General features: G+C 39.6%; 20 protein-coding genes and 1 pseudogene. 7 read left to right on the top strand and 14 right to left on the bottom strand.

Annotated features, from left to right (window positions below):
• Nucleotides 1-126 precede the first annotated feature (126 nt).
• The 5 genes from HRT96_RS00255 to HRT96_RS00235 all read right to left on the bottom strand — a co-directional run bounded on the left by HRT96_RS00255 (nucleotide 127) and on the right by HRT96_RS00235 (nucleotide 3,969).
• Entirely contained in the window at nucleotides 127-1,401 is a 1,275-nt protein-coding gene (locus HRT96_RS00255; RefSeq protein WP_293150539.1) for a DEAD/DEAH box helicase, read from the bottom strand.
• Between the two features lie 154 nt (nucleotides 1,402-1,555).
• On the bottom strand, nucleotides 1,556-2,089 hold the full coding sequence (locus tag HRT96_RS00250) for a DinB family protein (RefSeq protein WP_293150536.1): 534 nt from the start codon (nucleotides 2,087-2,089) through the stop codon (nucleotides 1,556-1,558).
• 55 nt (nucleotides 2,090-2,144) lie between these two features.
• Entirely contained in the window at nucleotides 2,145-2,348 is a 204-nt protein-coding gene (gene dmpI, locus HRT96_RS00245) for a 4-oxalocrotonate tautomerase DmpI (protein WP_293150533.1), read from the bottom strand.
• An 89-nt stretch (nucleotides 2,349-2,437) separates the two neighbouring features.
• Nucleotides 2,438-3,325, bottom strand: a complete 888-nt coding sequence (locus tag HRT96_RS00240; protein WP_293150530.1) for an SDR family oxidoreductase — start codon at nucleotides 3,323-3,325, stop codon at nucleotides 2,438-2,440.
• Entirely contained in the window at nucleotides 3,322-3,969 is a 648-nt protein-coding gene (locus HRT96_RS00235; protein WP_293150527.1) for a TetR/AcrR family transcriptional regulator, read from the bottom strand. Before HRT96_RS00235 ends, HRT96_RS00240 begins: the two co-directional genes overlap by 4 nt.
• Nucleotides 3,970-3,976: 7 nt before the next feature.
• Between HRT96_RS00235 and HRT96_RS00230 the strand changes: the two genes are divergently transcribed.
• Both HRT96_RS00230 and HRT96_RS00225 read left to right on the top strand, forming a co-directional pair.
• The gene (locus tag HRT96_RS00230; RefSeq protein WP_293150524.1) at nucleotides 3,977-4,216 is read left to right on the top strand and encodes a hypothetical protein; all 240 of its coding nucleotides are present in this window, start codon (nucleotides 3,977-3,979) and stop codon (nucleotides 4,214-4,216) included.
• Between the two features lie 81 nt (nucleotides 4,217-4,297).
• A pseudogene (locus HRT96_RS00225) lies at nucleotides 4,298-4,414 on the top strand (type I methionyl aminopeptidase); the annotation flags it as partial.
• A gap of 206 nt (nucleotides 4,415-4,620) precedes the next feature.
• On the opposite strand, the gene HRT96_RS00220 reads toward HRT96_RS00225, so the two are convergent.
• Nucleotides 4,621-6,222 (bottom strand): trypsin-like serine protease, encoded by a 1,602-nt coding sequence (locus HRT96_RS00220; RefSeq protein ID WP_293150521.1) that lies wholly within the window; start codon nucleotides 6,220-6,222, stop codon nucleotides 4,621-4,623.
• A gap of 437 nt (nucleotides 6,223-6,659) precedes the next feature.
• Between HRT96_RS00220 and HRT96_RS00215 the strand changes: the two genes are divergently transcribed.
• The gene (locus tag HRT96_RS00215; protein WP_293150518.1) at nucleotides 6,660-7,526 is read left to right on the top strand and encodes a DNA replication terminus site-binding protein; all 867 of its coding nucleotides are present in this window, start codon (nucleotides 6,660-6,662) and stop codon (nucleotides 7,524-7,526) included.
• A 13-nt stretch (nucleotides 7,527-7,539) separates the two neighbouring features.
• Here HRT96_RS00215 and HRT96_RS00210 read toward each other — a convergent pair whose 3' ends face one another.
• On the bottom strand, nucleotides 7,540-7,974 hold the full coding sequence (locus HRT96_RS00210) for a TM2 domain-containing protein (RefSeq protein WP_293150515.1): 435 nt from the start codon (nucleotides 7,972-7,974) through the stop codon (nucleotides 7,540-7,542).
• A 206-nt stretch (nucleotides 7,975-8,180) separates the two neighbouring features.
• Here HRT96_RS00210 and HRT96_RS00205 point away from each other — a divergent pair, with 206 nt between their 5' ends.
• Nucleotides 8,181-8,600, top strand: coding sequence for a CBS domain-containing protein (locus HRT96_RS00205; RefSeq protein ID WP_293150512.1), 420 nt, complete (start codon nucleotides 8,181-8,183; stop codon nucleotides 8,598-8,600).
• Between the two features lie 67 nt (nucleotides 8,601-8,667).
• Here the strand turns inward: HRT96_RS00205 and HRT96_RS00200 are convergent, their stop codons facing one another.
• Nucleotides 8,668-9,930: a multidrug effflux MFS transporter gene (locus tag HRT96_RS00200; protein ID WP_293150509.1), complete on the bottom strand. Its 1,263-nt coding sequence runs from the start codon at nucleotides 9,928-9,930 to the stop codon at nucleotides 8,668-8,670.
• Between the two features lie 107 nt (nucleotides 9,931-10,037).
• On the opposite strand from HRT96_RS00200, the gene HRT96_RS00195 reads away from it, so the two are divergent.
• A complete protein-coding gene (locus tag HRT96_RS00195) occupies nucleotides 10,038-10,532 on the top strand; it encodes a MarR family transcriptional regulator (RefSeq protein ID WP_293150506.1) in 495 nt (164 codons plus the stop codon).
• Between the two features lie 63 nt (nucleotides 10,533-10,595).
• On the opposite strand, the gene HRT96_RS00190 is transcribed toward HRT96_RS00195, so the two are convergent.
• From HRT96_RS00190 to HRT96_RS00170, 5 genes are all read right to left on the bottom strand, one after another.
• Nucleotides 10,596-11,120, bottom strand: coding sequence for a hypothetical protein (locus HRT96_RS00190; RefSeq protein ID WP_293150503.1), 525 nt, complete (start codon nucleotides 11,118-11,120; stop codon nucleotides 10,596-10,598).
• Nucleotides 11,121-11,571: 451 nt separating this feature from the next.
• Nucleotides 11,572-12,564: a Gfo/Idh/MocA family oxidoreductase gene (locus tag HRT96_RS00185; RefSeq protein ID WP_293150500.1), complete on the bottom strand. Its 993-nt coding sequence runs from the start codon at nucleotides 12,562-12,564 to the stop codon at nucleotides 11,572-11,574.
• Between the two features lie 61 nt (nucleotides 12,565-12,625).
• On the bottom strand, nucleotides 12,626-13,381 hold the full coding sequence (locus tag HRT96_RS00180; protein WP_293150497.1) for an alpha/beta fold hydrolase: 756 nt from the start codon (nucleotides 13,379-13,381) through the stop codon (nucleotides 12,626-12,628).
• 118 nt (nucleotides 13,382-13,499) lie between these two features.
• The gene (locus tag HRT96_RS00175) at nucleotides 13,500-14,219 is read right to left on the bottom strand and encodes a tRNA-uridine aminocarboxypropyltransferase (RefSeq protein ID WP_293150494.1); all 720 of its coding nucleotides are present in this window, start codon (nucleotides 14,217-14,219) and stop codon (nucleotides 13,500-13,502) included.
• A gap of 136 nt (nucleotides 14,220-14,355) precedes the next feature.
• Nucleotides 14,356-14,946 (bottom strand): hypothetical protein, encoded by a 591-nt coding sequence (locus tag HRT96_RS00170; protein ID WP_293150491.1) that lies wholly within the window; start codon nucleotides 14,944-14,946, stop codon nucleotides 14,356-14,358.
• Nucleotides 14,947-15,311: 365 nt separating this feature from the next.
• On the opposite strand from HRT96_RS00170, the gene HRT96_RS21900 reads away from it, so the two are divergent.
• Nucleotides 15,312-15,485: a 3-alpha domain-containing protein gene (locus HRT96_RS21900; RefSeq protein WP_366052043.1), complete on the top strand. Its 174-nt coding sequence runs from the start codon at nucleotides 15,312-15,314 to the stop codon at nucleotides 15,483-15,485.
• Nucleotides 15,486-15,676: 191 nt separating this feature from the next.
• Nucleotides 15,677-17,119: an exodeoxyribonuclease I gene (gene sbcB, locus HRT96_RS00165; protein ID WP_293150488.1), complete on the top strand. Its 1,443-nt coding sequence runs from the start codon at nucleotides 15,677-15,679 to the stop codon at nucleotides 17,117-17,119.
• Nucleotides 17,120-17,201: 82 nt separating this feature from the next.
• On the opposite strand, the gene HRT96_RS00160 is transcribed toward sbcB, so the two are convergent.
• Nucleotides 17,202-19,130 (bottom strand): AsmA family protein, encoded by a 1,929-nt coding sequence (locus HRT96_RS00160; protein WP_293150485.1) that lies wholly within the window; start codon nucleotides 19,128-19,130, stop codon nucleotides 17,202-17,204.
• Between the last annotated feature and the right edge of the window lie 337 nt (nucleotides 19,131-19,467).

The raw sequence follows: 19,467 nt of genomic DNA, 5'->3' as shown, positions 1-19,467 counted from the left end.
CACGACTAGGCTGATTATATAAAAAAACCACCCTGCAATGCTCGGTGGTTTTTTTTATAAGCATAGATTTATCTTTCATTCAGGTTTTAATCAGAAAGAGTGATCATCTATTTATTGTGATTGCTATCAAGATTTATTCAACCAGATATCGGCATTCACAGGCGCTTGATTTTTACGTTTTTTCTTACCGCTGCCTTCAGGTGGCGCCATCGGTATATATGCTTCGACAGATTCATCAACTTCAAAACCGACTTCTTGCTCACGCTCAAGTCGGATCTTGTTCTTTTTCTCGATGGTGCTGAAATGATGATAATCTTCATGATCGATAAGCGATAACGCTAAGCCAACTTCACCAGCACGGCCACTTCGACCAATACGGTGCATGTAGTCTGATGGGCTTCTTGGTAAGTCAAAGTTGATCACGACAGGTAGTTTTTCAATATCAATACCACGAGCAGCAATATCGGTTGCGATTAGCACGTGAACCTGGCCAGCTTTAAAGCCATCAAGCGTACGAATACGAGCACTCTGCCCCTTATCGCCATGAAACACTTGCGAGGTAATGCCACGTTTAGCAAGTTTGTCCGCTAAGTGATTACAGCTGTGTTTAGAATTAACAAAAATAAGCACTTGTCGCCATTCATGTCGTTTGATCAAATGCGCTAACAAGGCTGTTTTCTCGCCTTTGGTAACAGTAAATACGCGCTGTACTAAGGTACTGGCATCCGCACTTTGCAATTGAATTTCAACCGGATCATTTAGCAATTCTTGAGTTAAAGCTTGAACTTGCTCAGGAAAAGTGGCTGAAAATAATAAAATTTGTTTTTGCTTTGGCGTTAATGCCAATAGCGCAGATAGCTCTTCAGTAAAGCCTAGGCTTAACATGCGATCGGCTTCATCTAACACTAAGGTTTTAACTCTATCGAGCTTAATCGCATTACTTGAAATCAAATCGAGTAATCGACCAGGCGTTGCCACCAAAATATCCGTGCCGCCACGTAATGCGAGCATTTGCGTATTCGCAGATACACCACCAAAAACAGCAACCGTTTTAACTGCACCGTTTAAATGTGCAGCATAAGATTTAATGCTGTCAGCAACTTGTATAGCGAGTTCACGGGTAGGCACCAAAATTAGTCCAGTAACATAGTTACCTTTACTGCTGGTATCACCCAATTGTTTTTCAGTATGTAGTTGCTGCAATAGTGGCAGTGCAAATGCAGCTGTTTTACCCGAGCCGGTATTAGCCCCTGCAATTAAGTCACGTCCAGCTAATACACTTGGGATAGCTTGTGCTTGAATTGGCGTTGGCTGCAGATATTCCATCTCAGTCAATCGAGTTAATAAAGGTGAAATAAGGCCAAGTTCAGTAAAGTTTGCAGGTGCTGTTACAGTGGTCATTAATATATAGAGCTCAAAATAAGATAATAGCCGGCTATTTTAGCGTATTTATGCCCTGTTAAGTTAGTTAAATCGTGCTATACCTGCTGTAATGTCATTCAACCCCTGCATAAACCGAATTTAATTCGACGTAACGTTCCAAGGGTTAAGGGGGTTATACCTTTGCATCAGGGATCGAAAGTAATAAATCAGTTACCCCTACATCAACACCGACTTGAGTCAGCAGCGTAGTAACCTGCCCTCGGTGATGAGTTTGATGATTAACTACATGTTGTAATATTTGGCCAAAGTTCTTAGCAAAATGAAGACCTTTCGTATTTTTGTACTCTAATATACCTGACAAATCACTTTCTGTTATCTCCGATGTAAAATTCAAAAATGCGTTATCCATTTTGCTTCGAGCTTCCTGCAAAGGCCCAAATGTCGAATACAGGGTTTCATCTAGCGCGTTCGGACTGGGCAGATTACGAACATATTCAAGAGAATTAAACCCAGTTTTATGATCTGCAAAGCGTTTAAGCCAAATTGTATCACCAACAAGAATATGATTTAACGTCCCCATTATTGATCGAAAAAATGCGCCCCGATCTTTTTCTAATTCTGACAAACTCAAAACTGATGCTGATTCAAATAATCTTTGATTCATACTCTGATTGTATGCTGCCATAAGCTCAAAATTGGATTTCATCTTTATCACTCTCACTCAGTAAAAAGCCATTTAAGCGGCGGATAATGGTTGGCTATTATTTTTTACTTAGCTCTTGCTTGATTTGCTTTACAGTTTTACCACCAACAGCAATATTTTCATCTGGTTGCTCTCGAATTGAAACTAAGAATAGTTCTTTTGGTATGCCTGTCACTTCGACAGAAACTTCAGTTAATCTCAGAATTAATTGTTCTTTAACTTCTGGTGATAATTGACCTGATTCAAATGCGATAAATGGCAAAATTTTATTCCTTTAAAATAATTGATGAAACTCTAACTCTTAGATAAATACTATACAAAAACTTACGACACACGCTCTACTATGCTTTGCTATTTATTAAAAGTACCGTTATTCTCAACCTGAAAGATATCTTGAAAGTAGCCACCTAAGCTTCTGTTTCCATAGGTCGGAGCAATCATATCCTGCGCCATCGCAGTAAGAAAAAATTCAGCAGGACCTCCTAATTTCTCAGGTAGCATAGTGGCAAAGAGCAACGATATTTTTCTCATCCAGTCAGGTAAGTATATAATCCGCACCGTTTTATCTTGTGCGCCAAAGGCGAGTTTTGCTATCTCGTTAACAGATAAGATTTCAGAACCTCCCACATCAAACTCACGCTCCTCTCTTTTTATCACATCTAGACAGAATCGAGCCAGATCTTCTCCATGGATTGGGTTTAATCGCACATCGCCTTTGCCAAAAAGATAAACTCGACCAGATTTTGCCATTGAATAAAATTCTTCAATATCGGAATAAAAACCATTTGGTCTCACGACACAGGGTTTTAGTTTCTTCGATGCGAGTAGTTTTACAGCAAAGCGCTCTTTTGCTTGAAGCAGTCTCACGTTCTGATACTTTGAAGCATTAAACGCAGAAATGTAGATGAATTTTTTAACACCTGCTCTTTCAGCTTCTTGTAACAAATTTAGATTGGCCTGAAAATCAACATCTATATAACCTAATCCATCCTTTTGACGGGTGATGCCCACGCAGGAAATAACCACGTCAATGCCTTCACAGCAGCCAACTAAAGTTCCAGCATCGGTAACTTCCGCTAATTCAATTTGGTCACTAAGCAACCCCATGTCTGTCAGTTTACTTTTATTTCTGCCCAATGCTTTAAAATCAGAGTCCCTTTTAAGCAACTCATTAACCAAATGGCTACCAAGGTAGCCCGTGGCGCCAGCGACTAAGACCCGAAGATTTGTTGTCTTCATTTGTATTCCTCTGCAAGAATGTTAGATAAGAAAAATCGAGTACCAGAAGCGATATGATTCTCTAGTTGCTGACAATCCATCTCTATCTGTCCTGTAATTCTGACTCGATCATAAAAACCACTGCGCCAGATATGAAATAGAATATCTCCTAAAGTCGTTATATCGAACAAGGGAGAACTAATGCCTGCCTGTTCAAGTAACTCGCCAATTTGAGAGACCGCTTTCTGTGGGCCATTTCGATATAATGCCTCTTTAAATTCTATAAATCGCGGCCCGGACGCAAGCATCGCATTATCAAAGGCAACGACTCTAGGCTGACTAATTAATGTCATGAGCGCTATCCCTATGTTTATCAGTACGGGTTCGAGATCCAAAGGACTTTTTAAGTTTACACTTTTACTCTGCAGAGCCTGATCAAATGCATTTTGGGTAAATGTTTCAACGTATGCGCCCAATACACCTTGAATATCGCCAAAACGACGGTATAAAGTTGCCTTAGATATCCCCGCGTTTTTTGCGATTCTTTCTATAGATAGTCCAGAAATACCTTCGTTCGCCAAAATATCGTCTATTGCGTCAAACACCCTTTGTGTTTTCTGGTGATCTACAGGGCGACCTGTTGTTTTTTTATGGATTTCTGGCATCTACATCATGACCTTTAACATTAGAACATACTATAAATGTACATCAACCTATTATGATACGCAACCGTATCATAAAGCACGTATACGTTCTATTAATTCACAAGCCGAATTTTGGATGAAAATTGGCATGCTAGCAGAGCTTCACCCTCAACTTTCATTCAACCAAATCATCGCTGATCTTATTAAATCATCAAAAGTATCTATTTCAAATCTAACAGTAGCCGAAGGATCAAATGATGAACAATAGCGTGAGTATTAAAACAACGACTGAAATAGAACTAATGCGTAATATGGTTAATGATTTAAAGGCTCGCCCTGCCAGTAAGGGACAGTAGTTACTCGAGATAAGAAACTGTCAGCTCAGTCTGAGCACACGGTATTAATAACAAGTTCAGGTTATGATGTCCTAACTTTACGTGAAGAGGAAAAATATCCTGCGAATTAATCCTGTAGTGGCTAGGTAATACTGACCACCATTTTCGATTCACTCCTGTAAATGATTTTGTATGATAAGCGGTTCCCATTTTTACATGAGTAAATGGGCAAGTTCGGCTTAACTTAACCACGACACTCTACATCGTCAATCCTTTCGGAACAGGACTTTGAATGACTTGAGGCGCCTTTGCAGTTGTAATAAAGACTAGAATCTAGTTAGCTAGAAAACCGTCTTCTTACTAACGCCAACATACCTAAATAAAGTACGGTTAACCAGTTGATCGCACCGCCACTACCACCAGAACTTCTCTCTATAGAATTGCCACCTGGTATAACAGACTGGCCACCTGTAGAATAAGCAAAATTGCTGATGGTAACGCGATCATCCCCTACTAAACGAGCCAAATATTTCTTGTACTCAAATACAACTGTATTATTCTCTCTAAGTAGATTAATAGTCAGCCGCCCCACTTTATGGGCACTCCATCGATCATATAAATGTCCATTAACGTATATACGGAAGGTACTATGACCAAGTTTCGTATTTATATACGCATCAAAAGATAAACGCCCAGCAGGTAAATCTGTAATCGTTAATTGCGAGAATTCATTATTACCTAGAACTGGAGTTTGAATTGAACTGTCATTCTTTACCCATGAATTTTCTGAAGAGTATACGTTACTGTTTGCAATAGAAATCATATCGCTAACGCTTATAGCAGCACTTTGAATACCAATATATGACACAGCTATATCAAAGTAAGAAGTTTGTGCATGATCAGTAAACACTTTGACCAATACTTTACCAAAATCTAATTCCCCAACAGTGTAGTTAATCATGATTTCACAACTGCCATTAACTGCGATCTCAGCACAATTATTAACTATTATTGAAGCATCTGAGCCTTGTATTGTAGCCCCAGATGTTCTAATCACTTGCTTTGTATTATTTCGGATATAAAAGGAATGTGAATAAGTTCCTACACTTTTAGCCCCAACAAACTCTGATTGACGGTAACTAAATCCTTGAGTTTTTTCCGAAATCCAGTCTACAAAGTAGCTCACATTAGCATAAAAACCGTAGTGTCCAGCTTCTGCACAACCATCCCCCCAACTCACTATACCAAGTTGTTCATAAGTACTGCCATTATAAAAAACTATCGGTCCACCACTGTCTCCCTGACAAGCGTCATAAACGCCATCTTCGTATCCAGCACAAAATGTATTATCATTTAAGTCCACGTGATTAAGACATAAATTTTGCTCTACTAAAGGAACATTGACTTGATATAACTCACTTTTAAATAGCTCTGTTTCTCGATCAGGATCTTGATCTCCCCACCCCATAACAGTTAAAAGAACACCTGGAGAAAGGTTGGGACGTAAAGACTTATCAGCCAAATTAACGGCAGTATAATCAACCTCTTTATCAAGTTCTAAAATAGCAATGTCATTACCACTTGATGCATTCAGATAGTTTTCGTGAATATAAATCTCTTTAATGCTATACCTGTGTTCTGCAACATCATCCTGAGTAAGAGCTGAAATACCGATAACTGCGTCTAAATCTTGTGCCTCTTTCGTAGCTACACAATGCGCGGCTGTTAATATATAACGCCCACCTAAAAAGCTTGCTCCGCAAAATTGGCCATTATATACATCTCGATTTTTAGACACTAAAGCCACCATAAATGGCCAGCTTTCACTATCACTTTTTACTCCATTAATAATTCTTAAACTCATCTCCTCTGCACTAGACGGCTGACTCAGCAATAAAGGAGCTAAAACCAAAAATGGAAATATTTTTCTTAAATACATTACCTTTTATCCTAAGCTATTGATTTGGCCTATTCATCACCAGATATATCTATACTTCGTTGAGATCATTATTACATTAACTTTCATATGCTATTCGAGACCATTCAATATCTTGCATTGAATTTTTATAGTTTTGTTTAAACTCTTAAAGATCTAACTTTAAATCACACAGCCAACGATAATATCATGTAATTACTCTGTTAATTAGTATTTAACGTTTCGGTTATGATCAGCATCTTTATTAGAGGTTTTTCTATCTTGGGATACAAGTCGCTACAGGGGAAAAATAGAAATACCATTTAAACCACTATATCGATCAACGAATGATCAGCGATGATCACATAACGATCACCCAACTGCAGTCCCTATTGCATGATGGTCTACTCGTTACTATGCTAGTTATCAATACCACGTTTTCATTGCTACTAGGATTAAAAATGACTGACATTAAAAGTTTATTTGAGCAACTCACGACAAAATTGCAACAATTAGAAAAATTATTAGCGACCACACAACCAGTGCAAGCATTGGTCAGTCGGATCCCCGCGGTACTAAAAGGCCAGGAACAGGCAGTCATAAACCAAATCATGCCCGAGTTAGTCACCGACATGCTGGCGATGAAGTTAGCTGCAGAAGCCTTTAAAGACATTCATATTAAACACCCCTTCTCACAAAAATCAGCCCGACGCTACGTGGGTATTATTCACTTACACCCAGAGCACCAGAATAGCGCTAAGATCATCACTACCATTGGGCAAATTAATACCATCAAAGGCGTAATCGAACATGCGGTAGTCAACGAAAATGAGTCACGCCAGGCACGTTTCAGTGCGATCCATGATAATTGCCCCGGTATAATGACAGTTCACTTGTATCGCAAGATCCATTGCTTGGAAAATGAATATGTTAAATCGGTACGTTTCAGTTGGCAGCGTAAAGATTCATTACACCAACCTGACAAGATAAAATTATTAGGGGAAATTACCGCAGAACAAGAGAGAGCTACGCCTGATAATCAGCTGGCACTAACACAGCTGCATCAACAAATAGCGACGACAGCAGAGCATGAATTACGTGTGCGCAGGCCAGTTAAGGTTCAACCCGCTGCAAATATTGTGAAGGTGACAGGGTTAAAAACAGTCACAGCCCCATTACCGATAATCGTAGTACAAAAAGAACCACTCGAAACACATGAAGTCGCTGACTTTATTGCATCTCACATGCGTAAGCAGCGCTCAGATAAACGTAAGAATGTTGTGTTAGGGACTTTTTCGGGTAAAACAATTGAGAAAGTAATGGCTTGAACAAGTTAAAACACTAGAACCAAGGACGGTTTTCTAATACATAATCTTGCTCAAATTCGACTTCTGATTTACACAAATAAATCACAAATTCCACCAAGGCAATAATGGCAATAACCATCGAGGGCAAGCCGAGAAAAACATAACCGAATACAAACAATACCAACATGCATAGGCCCTGTTTGTGATAGCCTAAATAGAATTTATGAGCGCCGACTGCACCAAAGAAAAAAGACAACAATACCGCCCCGGTTTTCTTGGATTTACCCACAGTCACCATAGTGGCGGAGGCAAGCGTTCCTGACTGTATAGTGAAATTAATGTTACTACCAACCCGAGGAATGCTCTTATGCATCCACTGATTCATATTAAATGTATAATGACATCCATCCTCATCAGAAATAATCCCTTTTTTACTTCCAATATTGAATTCAAGGACCGATCCCTTCATAACTAAACTCCATCCATAATATATAAGTAGCTAAATTATCACACAATTATAAACAATAACACTAAAATACAGCTGGTTACATCACGATACAAAAATAAATAAACAATTAAATATCCAGCTGTATTATTTTGTTGAACCTCAATATCGCATTCTATATATAATGAGGTATACTGAAAAATCAATATTATATAACTCGGAGTTAGTGTATGAAAGTAAGAGATATAATGGCAGACAATGTTATTTGTATAAGCCATAAAGCCACTTTAAAAGACGCACATGAATTAATGCAAACGCGTGGGGTACGTCACTTACCTGTTATCTCCGAAAATGATGGTACCTTGATTGGGGTTCTGACGCATAAAAAAATGATCAGTGCAGTCATGACAATGATCAACAAATATGGTACTGATGCACTAGCAAGAAAAGAACGCGGTCAGTTAATCGAAGATTTGATGACGACCGATTTTCAAAAGCTAACAGAAGATGAGCCATTGAAAATTGTTGTTGAATACTTCATTGATAATAAACTCGGTTGCCTACCCGTTATTGATGATGAAAATAAGGTGATTGGTATCGTTACTTCGTCTGATTTTGTTAGATTATGCGCGCACTTACTGAATAAATAACACCTGTAAGTTGATATTTAATCGTAGGCTGATAATCCTTCATCAGCCTATAAATCACATTGATGTTTTAACCTGCTGTATTATTACGTGAATAGCGAGCTGCAATCGTTGCTCCCAACAGTGCTATGACAGATGAAATGAGCATGATGATAACCACAGGTTGCACAGCTCCCATACTGACAAATGCTGATAACGCACTCACAGTGCCACCGACTGTGTATTGAGTTGCCCCTAATGCCGCAGAAGCAGAACCGGCATTTCGGCCAAATCGTTTCATAAAACAAGCACTGGCATTTGCGATAACCGCGCCATTGGCTGAGATCGCAATAACAAACCCTGCAACAGTCACGTACAAAGCGTCAGGAACCATCACCGATGCTGTCACTAATATTATGCCTCCAAGTACTTGCAAGCTTAAGAAAGCTTGTAACAATGTCTCTGGCTCAAATTTCGCTAATAAAAATGTGTTAGTACGATTAACAACAACCAAACCGCAAATATTTGCAAAAAATAACATTGAAAACTGTTGCGCCGTTTGCTCAAATACTTCCATATACATCATCGATGCATTGGTTAAAAAGATCATCATTACCGAGTAAGCAAATGCTTGTGCAACCATGAAACCTAAAGCGCGTTTCTCACTGAACACCGACAATAAACCAAGCTTTGGTTTAATCTCATCCAACTTATCTTCAGCTATCGTCTTCTTAACTGGTTTCGGTATATAGCGCATCACCAAAATCGCCACCAATGCAGCCATTATTGCCAATGTATAAAAGATCCAACGCCAATCAGCTACCGACATGATAATCGTTCCCAGAGTCGGCGCAATTGAGGGCGCTATCATCATAATAAGCGCAATCAATGAGAACAGCTTAGCCGCTTCTTTACCACTCGTGGTATCACGAATAGTTGCTGGCACTCCAACAACGGCCATACCGCCACCGATAGCTTGCACCACGCGCCATAACCATAACACTTCTATTTCTGTTGCTGTCGTCAGCAATATACTCGCAATTGCAAACACAACTAAACCTGCAATCATGGCATAACCACGGCCTTTTTTATCGGACAAAGGCCCGCCGATGAGCTGTCCTATCGCAAGACCAAAAATATATAAACTCACGGTTACTGACATCAAGGTGATATCAACCCCCATTGCTTTGGCCATTGTTGGCATCGCAGGTAGGTAACTATCAATCGTAAATGGGGTTAAAGCAAATACTGCAGCCAGTGTCAGTATTAACGTTTTATTCATTTTTCCGGCTGTAGTTGTATTATCTATGCTTGCCTCATTCATTATGATTGAGGATGTATTATTCGGTGTCATTTCACGCCTCCAACTATCTTCCTGGAAAGATAATAACTGGACTTTATCTTTCTGGCAAGATATATTATGGATGTGTTCAGACATGCATGCATATTAAGGGACAGATAGTGACGAATAACATTAACGAAATACTACAAGCAATGGATGATAACTGGCCTGAGTGTGCTGACGGCGTATCACCTGCTTTATTACGCTTGCTGCAGGTCAGTAATCTATTTCACCATCGGATGGAAACACTGGTCGCGAGCTTTGATTTACAACGTGCAGAGTTCAGCGTATTAAGCACGTTACGACGCAGTCCTGCTCCCTATTGCCTATCCCCAACAGCGCTATACCAATCGATGATATTTAGTTCTGGCGGACTGACTAAGGTGTTAAATCGTTTAAGCCAAGCGGCGTTGATTGAAAGAATTGATAACCCAGAAGATAAACGCAGTAAACTGGTACTGCTCACCAGCAAAGGTAAGCAATTAATTGAGACTGTTATGCCTAAATTACACCAACAAGAAAGAAAGAGATTAAGTGTATTATCGGCAGATGAGCTGCAACAACTCGATGCTATGATGCAGCGGATGTTAGCGAAAAATAAGCCCACAAACTAATGCACCGGCCCGATTATCATCACCGGTGATGATTGCTATCGGGCTAATCTCTATAATAGTGATTTAAAAGCGACGGATGCTCATCTCAACATTTACATGATGAAATACCTGTAAAGATGGCAGTGATGGAATTGTCACTGCGCTCGCATTGGTTTTGAGAAACAAAGAAACCGGAAATTGTTTTGAGGATGCAAAATAAATCGACAGCAATTGTAACCCATCTTCCTGGTGTAACGGCTGCATTTCTACCGATAAGGCTTCGAGCTTGTCTGCGTTTTCTAGCCATGTAAGAAACCCTTTAAAATCGTCTTCAAGCACTTCATCACTGGCAAAACTAATTCTTAAAAAATCCAACTCAAGAAATGACCATAGCGGCTCAATCTCTGATTCGTCACATAGATCAATCTCGATATTAATGCCATTAATACAATGACCATAATGCGTTAGGTGTTTGATCTGGCTAATATCACAAGCTTGCTTAGTATTCGCAATATTAATTTTAGCATCTGGTGTGTGCAGTAACAGGGTTTCTACTTCTTGCGCCGTCGGCACGTATTCGAATATGACTTCTTTGCGGGGCGATTCCATTGCAATACCTTATTTATCCATATTAATTATACCCAAACGACTTCAAGATGCACAATCAGCATCCTGAAGTCGTTTGGGTATATCTAAACACACTGTCTCATTTGACCAGACTATTACATATATAAAATAGGGTAAATATGTCGTATTCAATAAATATGATCAAAACGACATAAATATGGAAATAAAGAGGTAGTTGTGTGATGGAGCTTAGAAAAACAATATTCACTCGTGCATAATTACAACATATACATAACAAATTTTTATATGTAAATTCTTTTGCATTCAGTTATTTATATATTTCATTTAACATTTTGTAAACCAATTGCGATTTTTAAAAACTAATTCAATTTTAATGATTATTTTTAATTTTCTCGCTTTGATCGTACCGGTTAATGTAATACGCATCGGAGTTAATAATCGGTGCTGTGTTGATTGAAATAGCGCTAGGCAATTATTTACTGTGTAAGATCTGTTCCATCACCCAACTGGTGTGTAACGCCGTTTCGCCAGTTGATGGATGAGCAATGTGATTAACCAGGTGTTCACGCATATTCTGTACATGGTATAACTGAATATTTTCAGGGTTATCGATAACAAACTCTTGGCGTGCCGTTAAAGTTTGTAACGTCACGGGCATTTCATCAAACACAGAAAAACTGATCTCTCCTTCACTGCCTGTGATCAGCACCCGATCTTGTCTTGTACAACCGCCAAAATTCCAACTTCCGACACCTGTTACACCATTTTTGTGCTGCCAGCATGCTGATATTGAATCTAACGATGAGTAGAGGCCTTGTTGATTGGTGCCAAGCCCTTTCACGATATCAAAATCACCCAACAAATAAGCAAACAGATCAAGTCCATGACTGGCTAGATCGTCAAAGTAACCACCAACAGCAACTTGTTTATCTGTTCGCCAATTAAACTCACCCGATAAATCTAATGCGTTGGCTGGTTTATTTAAAAACGCATTAATCGTTCTTACTTGGCCAATCGCACCTGATTCAAGTAATGCTTTCACTTTATTAAAACGCGGTAACGAACGGCGATAATAAGCCACAAATAAGGGAATGTCTTTGTCGTTAAACGCATTGTAAATCGCCAAACTGTCCGCATAACAGGGTGCCAGTGGTTTTTCGATACAGCAAGGCTTACCCGCGTCAGCCACTTGTAAGGCGTAAAATTTATGACTATCAGGGGGAGTGGCGATATACACGGCATCAATATTATCGTTATTGATAATATCTGCAGGATCTGAAGAGTATGCTTCGATGTTATGTCTTAACGCATAATCTTGCGCAAGAGCAAGATTACGCCGCATTACAGCCGCAAGTTTAAAACCATCTGTTTTTTGATATGCAGGGCCGCTTTTTAATTCTGTGACAGTGCCACAGCCGATGATGCCCCAGCGAATAGGGTATTGTGTTTCTTTTTTTCGCTGCATATTCTATCCATAAAAATATTGAATGTAATCAGTATGAAAAATAATATATGCTATTTAGATATCAGTCCAGCGCCCGCTTCAATTCTGTGACATATTGCTGGTACTGTGAAATATCGTTATGGCTGGCTCCGGTGATCAGAATAGTCGCCACCAATTGATCAGCAAACTGCGCAATTAACGATTCAGCCCTTGCTCGAGGGATCACCTGGTCGTGCTCAGCAATGAAGATATAGGTTGGCGCGGTAATGTTTTCCACGCGATTTATTGACACGTATTTATCTTTAAGCAACAGATTTACCGGAAACATCCAGTAGACCGACTTAGCAACATTGACGATACTATCAAAGGGAGTGATCAATACCAGCTTGGTTACTTGTCGGTTCGCCGCAACATAGGTAGCAATGCCAGTACCGAGACTTCTGCCCATCAGGGTTATCTGTTCGTGATTAACGGTTACCCGGTCGAAAATAGTCAAGGCCTCATGATAGAGGTGTCCCTCAGTGGGAGAGCCCGTACTATTGCCATAACCTCGGTAGGGAATTAGATAGACGCTATACTCCGGTAACACATCCTTAAAAAAGGGGATGTTGTTTTCGATATTTTCGGCATTACCGCCATAATACATTAACGCTTTAGCGCGCCCTTCGTTAACCACCCAGCCACGTAACTGTTCACCATCGGACTCAAAGCTGATTGCTGCTACACCATTTACTGGCGTTGCCGGTTGCGGAAAATACAAGAATTTACGTTGTAATACGAATAACACAACACAAATACCGATATAGAACACGAGCATAGTGATCAACATACTTTTCATGACGACTCCCTATCTTGTTTAACGACATGCTTATACCAATTGCATTAAAAATTGGCAACAACAACCCCAAGGTCAGTAGACAGTCAGGGTTCTATTGTTAAGTCTAGGTACTGTGAAATTAAACCGTTAGTGTCTGTAAACGCTTCAACGCGGCATCGACACCGACATTAAGTTGCTTAGTGCCGGAAAGATAACGTTCGCGGAAAACATCAAACCAACAGCCAAGAATATCCGCATTCAGTGCTTCACCATGATGACCCAGCACCAATGATGCAACTTCTGCCGTTGCAAGCTGATTGTCTTTTGCCGCCTTGCGGATCTGATACTGCGAAACTACGTCAGGATCAAATGAGATCACCGGTATATCTTCTAACCACGGGCTTTTTTTGAACATCTTCTTCGCTTCACGCCAGCTACCATCAAGTAGGATGTATAATGGTCGTTTACCCTGTTCAATTATTAATGGCCCTGTTTGTACCCGCTCACGCTCAACCACATACTCTTCAGGGAAGATAACGAATGGCTGCCAACAACTTTGGTTAATGATATCTATCATCTCTTGATTGGGCTCTGTACGTGACCATTGGTAAGCAAATGTGTCTTCAATGACATCTGCAATCAAACGGCCTGTATTACTCGGTTTTATCATTTCATAATCAAACATCACCAGCATAAAGCCAGCTGTCGATTTTACTAACGGTTGGTGTTCACAAATACAAAATTGCTTGCCTAACATGCAGTAATCACAACGAATTAATTTACCGCCACGAGCTTTGAAAGGTTTGGTACTGTCAGCTAAACGCTGTATTGCTAATCGATGAACATTATGAATGCGCATAAAGTGATACCACTTAGAAATAAATTGCCAAAATGCAGATAAAAAAATGACCCAGAACCAAGTTCTATCACCACCGTCGTGGGACAACACTTGCTACTGAGTCATTCACATAGTTAAGGTACGCGTCAAGCGTTACTTAATTATGGTGCTTACGATCTTCCAATTCAGATTTAGTCGCACGAACCTGACGCATAAAGAAATTAGCCATCGATGCAGCAGCAGGTTTCTTTTCTGGTGCTGGCATTTTAGACGTTATTACGCGTGGCTTTGGTGGCGCAACAGGTGCAGCAGCAACAACAGGTCTTGCAACTTCTGGCTTCACAGCAGCAGGGGTCGCATGTACAGGACGAACCTGATTCGTCACAAATTGTGACGATGCAATGTGTTGTCTTTGATGTTGTACTTGTTGCGGCACTGGTTGCCCAACCATTTGCGGACGAGTTCGAATCACTTCTATCGAGTAAAGTTTACTTGAGACAGAGTTTGTAGACTGCGAGACTTGCTCGCGACGTAAACGTTCACCAGTTGATTTGAATTCTTGGTATTGTACAGCTAACCAATTCTTCAAATGCATCAACATACCGGCTTCAATTAATTCGAGACAAGTTCTGCTGTTGTACTCAACCAGTTTCGTTTCTGAAAAATACGTCTTGGCTTCTGCTTCTGAGCCGATGCGTTCGACTAATTCGAACCATGTTGATAAACCTAAAACTGTGTAATGACTCATTGTCTACCTTGCAGATAACCAGCTACATTTTAGTAGCTTTCTAGAAAAATTAGGAGGCGGATTCTATACCTTTGCCGCTGAGATTAAAAGCATATTTACGAAAAAAACTTAAAAATAATGTGATAACTCATAAATATGCGCTTTCAACTTCATTTAGACTAGACTAAATTAATTTTTTAGTGTTCGAAACGAACAAAAAAATAATAATACTTTTTAACCAAATGAGCCACGATTCAATTTCGAAAATAGATATTATCCGTTTTGTTATTCTCCTTGCGGTTTCGAATTACTTAAATGAAAACACCGCAACTAAAATGTTATTAATAAGAACATACTCGAATGCCTGACTCTTCATCACACCATGAATGATAAGTGAAAATGATGCTTTAATCCGAATTAAACGACTAGACTCTGCAATAACAGTGAAACAAGTGTGTGAGTTATTCTTTAGTGAGCCATTAAACAAAGCCAATCTAACCCGATTGATAGAAATCCCTGCTCTCTCACTATCTAGGCTGAAGTGGCCAAAACACGCTTAGAAGCGAATACCGTTGAGAATTGGAATTTTAGATTGTTGGATCATGCTTGATCTAAGGCTTTATAACTTGCCATCTATTCACGCTTAGCTTACCCTCTCACTATCGTTTAACAGCATATATTCATGAGTTTTCAAGCCATTAAATATCCGCTGTATTTAATTAGATACAAATGAATAAGAACAAGGCGTAGTATGGATAACAATTCGAATAAATCAGCAGCTGACCAACCCACTTTTTACTGGCATGACTATGAGACTTTCGGGTTAAGCCCGTCCCTCGATCGCCCCTCTCAATTTGCTGGCATTCGCACCGATATGAACTTTAACGTGATCGGCGAGCCAGATATGTTTTATTGCCGTCAGTCCGATGATTACCTTCCTTCGCCAGAAGCCGCTTTAATTACAGGTATCACACCGCAGAAAACCCAAGCTGAAGGTGTGAATGAAGCAGAATTCAGTAAGCGTATTGAAGCGCAGTTCAGCCATAAAAACACCTGTATTATTGGATATAACAATATTCGTTTTGATGATGAAGTAACGCGTAATATCTTCTACCGTAACTTCTACGACCCTTACGCACACACCTGGAAAGATGGTAACTCACGCTGGGATATTATTGATTTAATGCGCGCTTGTTATGCACTGCGTCCAGAAGGCATTGTATGGCCAGAAAATGATGATGGCCTGCCAAGCATGCGTCTTGAGCTATTAACGAAAGCCAATGGAATTGAACACGCCAATGCCCATGATGCGACATCAGATGTATACGCAACCATTGCTATGGCTAAATTGGTTAAAGAAAAACAACCTAAATTATTTGATTTCTTATTTAATCTGCGTAGCAAGCGTAAAGTAGAATCACTTATTGATATCATCAACATGACACCATTAGTGCATGTGAGTGGTATGTTCGGTGCCGACCGCGGTTTCACAAGCTGGGTCGTGCCACTGGCTTGGCATCCGACCAACAATAATGCCGTGATCGTGGCTGACTTAGCCCAAGACATTACCCCGTTATTAGAATTAAGCGCAGATGAACTACGTGAGCGTTTATATACACCCAAGAAAGATCTCGGTGACCTAGCCCCTATTCCGCTGAAGCTTATTCATATCAATAAGTGCCCAGTACTAGCACCAGCGAAAACCTTATTACCTGAGAATGCCGAACGTTTAGGTATTGATCGCAACGCCTGTTTAGCAAACCTTAAACGTTTAAAAGAAAGCGCAACGCTACGCGAGAATGTGGTTGGTGTTTATCAAGTAGATCGTGAATATCCAAAATCAAACAATGTTGATGCCATGATCTACGATGGTTTCTTTAGCGCTGGGGATAAAGCTAACTTTGAAATATTACGCGAAACAGCACCCGAGCAATTAGCAGGGCTGCAACTAAAAATCAGTGATGAACGTTTTAACGAGTTGTTCTTCCGTTATCGTGCGCGTAACTTCCCGCATTTATTATCAATGCCTGAGCAACAAAAATGGCTTAATCATTGCCGTAGCGTGCTTGAAGACGCTGCACCGGCCTATTTTGACCGATTAGATGCATTGGCGATTGAAAATAGTCATGACGAACGCAAAATGAAACTGCTGCAGCAACTATACCTCTATGGTCAGAAGATCATTGGTGCATAACAGCTAACGAAGCAAATTAAAATGAGCGCATTAAAAAGCCTGTTAGTGATATCACTAACAGGCTTTTTATATTAACCGCAAATTAGAATAGTTTTTTCAAACCTCTAAATATTTTATTCTTAATTTTATTCTTGTCTTCGTCGGATCCAAGATACTTATTAATCAGTTTATCTTTTTCAAGCTCAATGACTTGTTTAGTAATATCACCGAAATCAACTTTAATACTTGGCGCTGCAAAGCTGCCTTTCACTTCGACAGGAAGACGCAAGTCACGAATAGCCTTCATTGTTGAACTCGATTGACCACCAATATTTTCGGCCACTGAGGCGCCAAAAGTAAAATCAAGTTTTTCACGCATCAGATCTGCATAGCCCTGGCCATCAACCTTGATCGCAGGTGAAGCCAAATCGATCTTCGTCGATGTTAACTTACCACCACCGAGTTTAAAGTTTGCTACCATCGCGCTGAAATCTGTCTGTTCACTTTGATCCGCATTACCGACAGGTTTCTTGCTAAACATAGCAATCGCTTTACGCACTTCTTGTGCCACATTAATCCCTAACACAGCGCCATCAGAAAACGTGGTATTAATCGTACCCTTAGTCATCGACTTCAACTTGGTCATGGTTAAACCTTTACCGCTTAAACGCACGTCTACATCAACCAAACCGGTCAGCATTTTTTTACCTGCCGCGATTGTGACTAATTGCTCTGACTGTACTTTTTCCAGCGTACTATTAATATTGAATACCGCAGGCTTCTTATTACTGTCTAACAGGGCCTTAACCATTAACTTGCCTTCATAAAGATCAGACGACAGTCTCGTTAACTGGAATACACCATCTTTTAACTCACTTTGTAGCTTAATATTATCCAAGACATACTCGCCTTGCTTAATTTGAGTGATCGTCAATGTCCCTTTTTGATTAACACTTGATAGCGCACTAAGATCCGGTTCAACTTCTACTTGTTGTTTTTTACCCGTTTGACCTGCTGTGCCTTTAGCCGCTGATTCGTTATTTGTTGATTTATTCTTTGCAGATACAGGTTCAGCCTTAGGCAGCCAATCATCAACGACAAGGGTATTCATTGCGAGGTTGTATTCAATACTCGGCTTTGAAAATACATCGACAGACAAATCACCAGTGACGGTCAGTTCATCGACAGCTAATTTAAGCCCTACAAATGTTACTGTTTTATAAGCATTGTCATAGGTCAGGTCACCTTGCAGTGAAATAGTCATTTCTGGGCGAGGTAGTAACTTGCCAGTTAACGCGAGTTTATTATCCAGCTGTGCTAATTTTATTTGGTTAAATTGCTCATCAACGGTGAGTACCATGCTGGTATTTAATTTAGCGGTTAACTCATTGGTACGATAGCTTGCAGCTAATGTGATCGCAACAGGCTTACCAAAGGCAAATTCGCCAATATTTAAGCTGCTGTCAGACAATTTATGATAGGTGCCGTCTTGGCGATTATTCAAAGATAACTGGGCGTTGGTTATATTCACCCCTTTAACTACAAATTGATATTCACTTTTGGCAATCTCGCCTTCTGCTGTTACCTTAATCGCTTGAATATCTTCGTTTGATAATGGCTTTTCTGGCGGCGCTAATCTAGCAAGTAACTCATCCATGTTATTACGGCCATCAGCTAACGTCTCCACATTCACTGTTAAGCCATCAACTTGCACATTCGTTACCACAATTGTTTTAGTCAATAGCGACATAAGCTCAACGGCGGCATGCACACTCTTCACTTCAATTTGTTTCGAGTCTGCATATTCATGTTGATTAAATAAGGTAAGTTTGCCTAATTCAAAACCAATCTGTGGATAAAAGGTTAAATGTAAGTCCCCTTCAATCGTGACGTCTTGTTTAGTCAATTGCTTTACTTGCTCAATCAAATTATCTTTAATTAATTCTTCATTAACCAGGAATTTAATTGCAATAACACTCACGATAAAAATTATCGCAATGAGCCCGCCAATACCAAGCAGTACTTTTTTCATCCTAAAATCACCTTATAAAAATACATCTAAATCAATTAAGATAACGCGCCAAGCTTTATGTTAACGCCACCTAGCCTAATAATATCATGTAATTACCAGAAAGCAGAAAGATTAACAACAATACATATTATCGATACAAATAATTAACAAGTTTTAATTATATTTCAGAAATTTCTCATTATATTCTACAAAACGAAACAGTTAGCTCAAAAAACAATCATAAAAACAATTTCGTTATTTGAATATTATTCACAAATATAGCTTAAATACGAAAACATAATCATAATTACTGCATATCTATTATTTATAGAAATAAAAAACTAGAAAAAACACACTA

Source organism: Moritella sp., from assembly GCF_013215705.1.
Classification (GTDB): domain Bacteria; phylum Pseudomonadota; class Gammaproteobacteria; order Enterobacterales; family Moritellaceae; genus Moritella.
This window is presented reverse-complemented; position numbering and strand designations above follow the sequence as displayed.

Bases quoted from the DNA above. Each gene is read 5' to 3' on its own strand.
- HRT96_RS00255 (WP_293150539.1), bottom strand. From the start codon at position 1,401: ATGACCACTGTAACAGCACCTGCAAACTTTACTGAACTTGGCCTTATT.
- HRT96_RS00235 (WP_293150527.1), bottom strand. From the start codon at position 3,969: ATGCCAGAAATCCATAAAAAAACAACAGGTCGCCCTGTAGATCACCAG.
- HRT96_RS00210 (WP_293150515.1), bottom strand. From the start codon at position 7,974: ATGAAGGGATCGGTCCTTGAATTCAATATTGGAAGTAAAAAAGGGATT.
- HRT96_RS00215 (WP_293150518.1), top strand. From the start codon at position 6,660: ATGACTGACATTAAAAGTTTATTTGAGCAACTCACGACAAAATTGCAA.
- HRT96_RS00205 (WP_293150512.1), top strand. From the start codon at position 8,181: ATGAAAGTAAGAGATATAATGGCAGACAATGTTATTTGTATAAGCCAT.
- HRT96_RS00175 (WP_293150494.1), bottom strand. From the start codon at position 14,219: ATGCGCATTCATAATGTTCATCGATTAGCAATACAGCGTTTAGCTGAC.
- HRT96_RS00190 (WP_293150503.1), bottom strand. From the start codon at position 11,120: ATGGAATCGCCCCGCAAAGAAGTCATATTCGAATACGTGCCGACGGCG.
- HRT96_RS00220 (WP_293150521.1), bottom strand. From the start codon at position 6,222: ATGTATTTAAGAAAAATATTTCCATTTTTGGTTTTAGCTCCTTTATTG.
- HRT96_RS21900 (WP_366052043.1), top strand. From the start codon at position 15,312: ATGATAAGTGAAAATGATGCTTTAATCCGAATTAAACGACTAGACTCT.
- HRT96_RS00250 (WP_293150536.1), bottom strand. From the start codon at position 2,089: ATGAAATCCAATTTTGAGCTTATGGCAGCATACAATCAGAGTATGAAT.
- HRT96_RS00170 (WP_293150491.1), bottom strand. From the start codon at position 14,946: ATGAGTCATTACACAGTTTTAGGTTTATCAACATGGTTCGAATTAGTC.
- sbcB (WP_293150488.1), top strand. From the start codon at position 15,677: ATGGATAACAATTCGAATAAATCAGCAGCTGACCAACCCACTTTTTAC.
- HRT96_RS00180 (WP_293150497.1), bottom strand. From the start codon at position 13,381: ATGAAAAGTATGTTGATCACTATGCTCGTGTTCTATATCGGTATTTGT.
- HRT96_RS00240 (WP_293150530.1), bottom strand. From the start codon at position 3,325: ATGAAGACAACAAATCTTCGGGTCTTAGTCGCTGGCGCCACGGGCTAC.
- HRT96_RS00185 (WP_293150500.1), bottom strand. From the start codon at position 12,564: ATGCAGCGAAAAAAAGAAACACAATACCCTATTCGCTGGGGCATCATC.
- HRT96_RS00230 (WP_293150524.1), top strand. From the start codon at position 3,977: ATGACCTTTAACATTAGAACATACTATAAATGTACATCAACCTATTAT.
- HRT96_RS00200 (WP_293150509.1), bottom strand. From the start codon at position 9,930: ATGACACCGAATAATACATCCTCAATCATAATGAATGAGGCAAGCATA.
- HRT96_RS00160 (WP_293150485.1), bottom strand. From the start codon at position 19,130: ATGAAAAAAGTACTGCTTGGTATTGGCGGGCTCATTGCGATAATTTTT.